At 51.5% G+C, this 688-nt stretch carries 1 protein-coding gene and 1 pseudogene; both read left to right on the forward strand.

The annotated features are described in order from the left end of the window. Positions 1–370: pseudogene (locus tag ACTHUM_RS16840) on the forward strand (hypothetical protein); the annotation flags it as partial. 83 nt (positions 371–453) lie between these two features. After that, positions 454–582, forward strand: coding sequence for a hypothetical protein (locus tag ACTHUM_RS16845; protein WP_440403533.1), 129 nt, complete (start codon positions 454–456; stop codon positions 580–582). Positions 583–688: the final 106 nt, after the last annotated feature.

Consider the following 688-nt stretch of genomic DNA (forward strand, 5'->3'; position numbering starts at 1 on the left):
TGCCAATGGGGTTTATGTTTGGCCGAGCCATAACAAGGGCAAAGGCGCGGATGTGTACCGCAACGGCAGCAACCGCGAGCCGCGTGCCTCCGCGCTGACCAATACGCTTTATACCGACCAGCCGGTCTTGCTTGCCGCCGGTATCGCCGCTTTAAGCGAGACTGGCGTTCATAAACGCGAAACGGTGTCTTTGCCGGTATCGGATAAATACGCCGTTCCTATGGCGAATTTAGGCGAGATTTGGCAAATCAATGAGCCTACTGGGAGCTGGCAAGGCGTGGTGGTTGGTGTGTCGGTCGAAGTCAAAATCGAAAACGACGCCCCTGTCGTTACTCAAAATGTAGCGACAGACCGGTATTTTGACGAATGATTAAAGCTGGTTTAGAGATGCTTTAAAGGCCGTCTGAAAGCGATGTTCAGACGGCCTTTTATATTTTTGTTGAGGATAACAAAATGACTAATCTGTATCAAAACCTGACGGCACTACTCAAGCGCGAACAGCGCGGCATTGCCAAAATAACGTGCGATTTGGGCGGCGGCTCATGGGCGGCGCAAACGCAAAGCGTCGGCAACCTTGTTTGAAGCGGGCAAGCCGCTTTAAATCAGCGCGTGTTTTATGATGTCTTGAGTGACCGTATCCTTGGTCAGGCTCCCAATACGACTGTTTTAGAGCTGGGCGTATAAGGAT

The organism is Neisseria sp. P0021.S006 (assembly GCF_051956895.1).